This window comes from Intrasporangium chromatireducens Q5-1 (assembly GCF_000576575.1).
GTDB classification, from domain to species: domain Bacteria; phylum Actinomycetota; class Actinomycetes; order Actinomycetales; family Dermatophilaceae; genus Intrasporangium_A; species Intrasporangium_A chromatireducens.
Window position 1 is genome coordinate 1 of sequence record NZ_AWQS01000337.1, and the last position, 3,271, is coordinate 3,271.

Annotated in this window: 4 protein-coding genes; 2 read left to right on the forward strand and 2 right to left on the reverse strand. The window is 70.6% G+C overall.

What is annotated here, in order from left to right; genetic code table 11:
- Positions 1-54: 54 nt before the first annotated feature.
- On the reverse strand, positions 55-516 hold the full coding sequence (locus tag N864_RS20545) for an SRPBCC family protein (protein WP_034721774.1): 462 nt from the start codon (positions 514-516) through the stop codon (positions 55-57).
- Between the two features lie 207 nt (positions 517-723).
- Here N864_RS20545 and N864_RS20550 point away from each other — a divergent pair, with 207 nt between their 5' ends.
- Both N864_RS20550 and N864_RS20555 read left to right on the forward strand, forming a co-directional pair.
- On the forward strand, positions 724-921 hold the full coding sequence (locus tag N864_RS20550) for a hypothetical protein (RefSeq protein ID WP_034721776.1): 198 nt from the start codon (positions 724-726) through the stop codon (positions 919-921).
- On the forward strand, positions 921-2,324 hold the full coding sequence (locus N864_RS20555) for an amidase (RefSeq protein ID WP_034721780.1): 1,404 nt from the start codon (positions 921-923) through the stop codon (positions 2,322-2,324). Before N864_RS20550 ends, N864_RS20555 begins: the two co-directional genes overlap by 1 nt.
- Before the next feature lie 105 nt (positions 2,325-2,429).
- Here N864_RS20555 and msrA read toward each other — a convergent pair whose 3' ends face one another.
- The gene (gene msrA, locus N864_RS20560) at positions 2,430-3,107 is read right to left on the reverse strand and encodes a peptide-methionine (S)-S-oxide reductase MsrA (protein WP_240474433.1); all 678 of its coding nucleotides are present in this window, start codon (positions 3,105-3,107) and stop codon (positions 2,430-2,432) included.
- Between the last annotated feature and the right edge of the window lie 164 nt (positions 3,108-3,271).

Genomic DNA, 3,271 nt, shown 5'->3' on the forward strand with positions numbered 1-3,271 from the left:
CGATCGAGAGCACGATCCCGACGATCGAGAGGACGCTCTCCTCGGAAGCCCCGCTCAGGAACTCTCGGCGACCTGCTTGAGCTTCTTCAGGCCGCGCTCGAAGTCGGGCGCGACCATCTTCTCCATCGACCAGAACCGGCTCATGAGCCGCATGACGACGTTCTGTGGCCCGGTCATCAGCCACTCGACGCGGGTCGTCGTGCCGTGCGGTACGAGGGTGAAGTCGATCCGGTTGTGCGCCTGCATCGGCGACTGGAAGAGCAGGTCGACGCCGACGTGGGTGTCGACGGCCTCGAGGATCTCCATCCGGCCCGATCCGGCCTTGCTGTTCCCACGCCACGCGTAGATCGCACCGACGCCCGACTCCGGGCCCTGGTAGGTGCGCTCCATGTCAGCGTCGAGGTCCTCCCACGGCGACCACTTGCGCCATTCGTGCAGGTTCGTGATGAGCGGAGTGATCCGCTCGACCGGAGCGGCGATCTCGATCGAGCGGCTGACGCTGAACTCCTTCGGCATGGCGCCACCCTAGGGGGCCGAGCCCGCGCGAAGGGCAGATCGACGCGAACCCGGCTCAGCGGCATACGGAATCGGCGTCGCAACGGCGCCAGGCGGCCGGTCGGCTCCGCGCTGCCGAGGGGTTGGCAGCGGCGGGCAGAGTTCGTACGGTGACCGACAAGGGCGGCCACGACGGCGTGGCCGCCACGCGTCCGCGAGGAGATGCGCATGGATACGCCCAGACCGCAGGTCACCCCCGAGCTGACCGCGACCCTTGCCGAGCACGCCCGCCTCCCACTGCCGAAGGAGCGCGTCGCCGACACGAGCGGCCTGCTCCAGCTGGTCCAGTCGCTCGTCGACCAGCTCGATGCCGTCGACCTGGGCGAGACCCCGCCCGCCACGAGCTTCGACGCGAGGTGGTCGTGATGCAGCCCCACGAGCTGACCCTCACCGAGGCCTCCGCCGCCATCGCCGCCGGGGAGCTGTCCCCGGTCGAGCTGACCGACTCGGTCATCGGCCAGATCGAGCGCCACGAGGGCCAGGTGCACGCGTTCGCGGAGCTCACCCTCGACAGCGCCAGGGGGGCCGCGAAGGAGGCGGAGTCACAGATCTCCGCCGGCGGTCCGCGAAACCCGTTGCACGGCATACCGGTTGGGATCAAGGACCTGTGCGACACCGAGGGCGTCGCGGCAACGTCGAGCTCCCGGACTCGTGCCGGCCGCATCGCGACGTCCGACTCCGCCGTGTCGGCTCGGCTGCGTGCGGCCGGCGCCGTCCTGATGGGGCAGACGCACACCCACGAGTACGCGTACGGCGTCATGACCCCGACGACCCACAACCCGTGGGACCTGAGCCGTACCCCGGGCGGCTCGAGTGGCGGCTCCGGAGCGGCACTGGCCTCCCGCATGGTGCTCGGCGCGATCGGCACCGACACCGGCGGCTCGATCCGGATCCCGTCGGCGCTCAACGGGACGACGGGGCTCAAGCCGACGTACGGCAGGGTCTCCCGGCAGGGCATCACCTCGCTGTGCTGGGCGCTCGACCACGCCGGACCGATGGCCCGCACCGTCGGCGACGTCGCGCTGCTGCTCCAGGTGCTGGCGGGCCACGACCCTCGCGACCCGGGCAGCGTCGACGAGCCGGTTCCGGACTATGCCGCGGCGCTCGGCGGGGACCTCGCCGGGGTGACGCTGGGCGTGCCGACGAACTACTACTTCGACCACATCGAGCCGGACGTCGAGGCGGCCTTCCGGTCGGCGGTCGGCACGATCGAGGCCTCCGGCGCGACGATCCGCGAGGTGGAGCTGCCGCTCGGCCACACCTACATGCCGGTCGAGTACGGGATCCTCGTGGCGGAGGCGAGCGCCTACCACCAGGACACCCTCCGCGAGAAGGCCGACCTCTACGAGCCGGACGTGCGGGCACTGCTCGAGGTCGGCGAGCTGCTCTACGCGACGGACTACATCCGGGCGCTGCGGGTGCGCGAGCTGATCAAGCAGGGCTGGCGCGAGCTGTACGAGGCTGCCGGCCTGACCGCGGTGCTCGCCCCGACCCTCGGTGCCGTCGCGGTCCGCACCGACGACCCGATGGTGCGGTGGCCGGACGGCACGGAGGAGCCCGCCATCGACGCCTATGTCACGACGTCGGCGCCGGGCAACCTGACCGGGCTGCCCGCGCTGTCCGTCCCCAGCGGCTTCGACCGGCAGGGCCTGCCCATCGGCATGCAGATCATCGGCCGGCCGTTCGACGAGGCCGGCGTGCTGCACGTCGGATCGGTGTTCGAGGCGGCCACCGACTTCGCGAACCGGATGCCGACCGGACTGGCCTGAGCGCGACGGTGGCGGCCCCAGCGCGGCCGCGCTCGACTGAGCGAGGCTGGGCCCGCCTCCACGGAAGGAGGCGGACCCGGCCGACTCAGCTGAGCGGCATACCTGCTAGTGCGCCGGAGGCGCCACGTCCTGCTGCGAAGGCAGCTGGTCCTGACGGACGATGCCGACCGGGCACGTCATGCCGTTGGGTCCGTGGTTGCAGTAGCCCATCGGGTTCTTGTGCAGGTAGCCCTGGTGGTAGTCCTCGGCGACGTAGAACGGCCCGGCGTCCTGCGCCGACCGGATCTCCGTCGTGATCTCGCCGAACCCGTTGTCGTGCAGCACCTTCTGGAAGGCGTCGCGCGTCGCGATGGCGGCCCGCTCCTGCTCCGGGGTGGTCCAGTAGATCGCCGACCGGTAGCCGGTGCCGACGTCGTTGCCCTGCCGGTTCGCTGTCGTCGGGTCGTGGTTCTCCCAGAACTGCTTGAGCAGCAGCTCGGGGCTCGTCTGCTCCGGGTCGTAGACGACGCGGACGATCTCGGCATGGCCGGTGAGGCCGGTGCAGACCTCCTCGTAGGTCGGGTTCGGCGTGTAGCCGCCCATGTAACCGGCCGCCGTCGCGACGACCCCCGGCTGGCGCCAGAAGATCCGTTCGACGCCCCAGAAGCAGCCCATCCCGACATACATCACCTCGGAGCCGTCGGGCCACGGCCCTTCGATCGGGGTGCCGAGGACGACGTGCGTCGGGCTGACGTCGTAGGGGCGCTCGGCCCGACCGGGCAGCGCCTCCTCGCGGGTGGGCATCGTGGTCTTCCTGCCGAATCCGAACACCATTCCAGTGTCACACCTTCGTCTCGTGAGCGGGCTTCCGCTGTTCCAACGTCCCAGGACCGTCCCGTATGCCGCTCACCTCGCTCGCGTCCAAAGCTGGCCTTTCGACGTGGCGAACGTCGAGAGGCCACCAACCG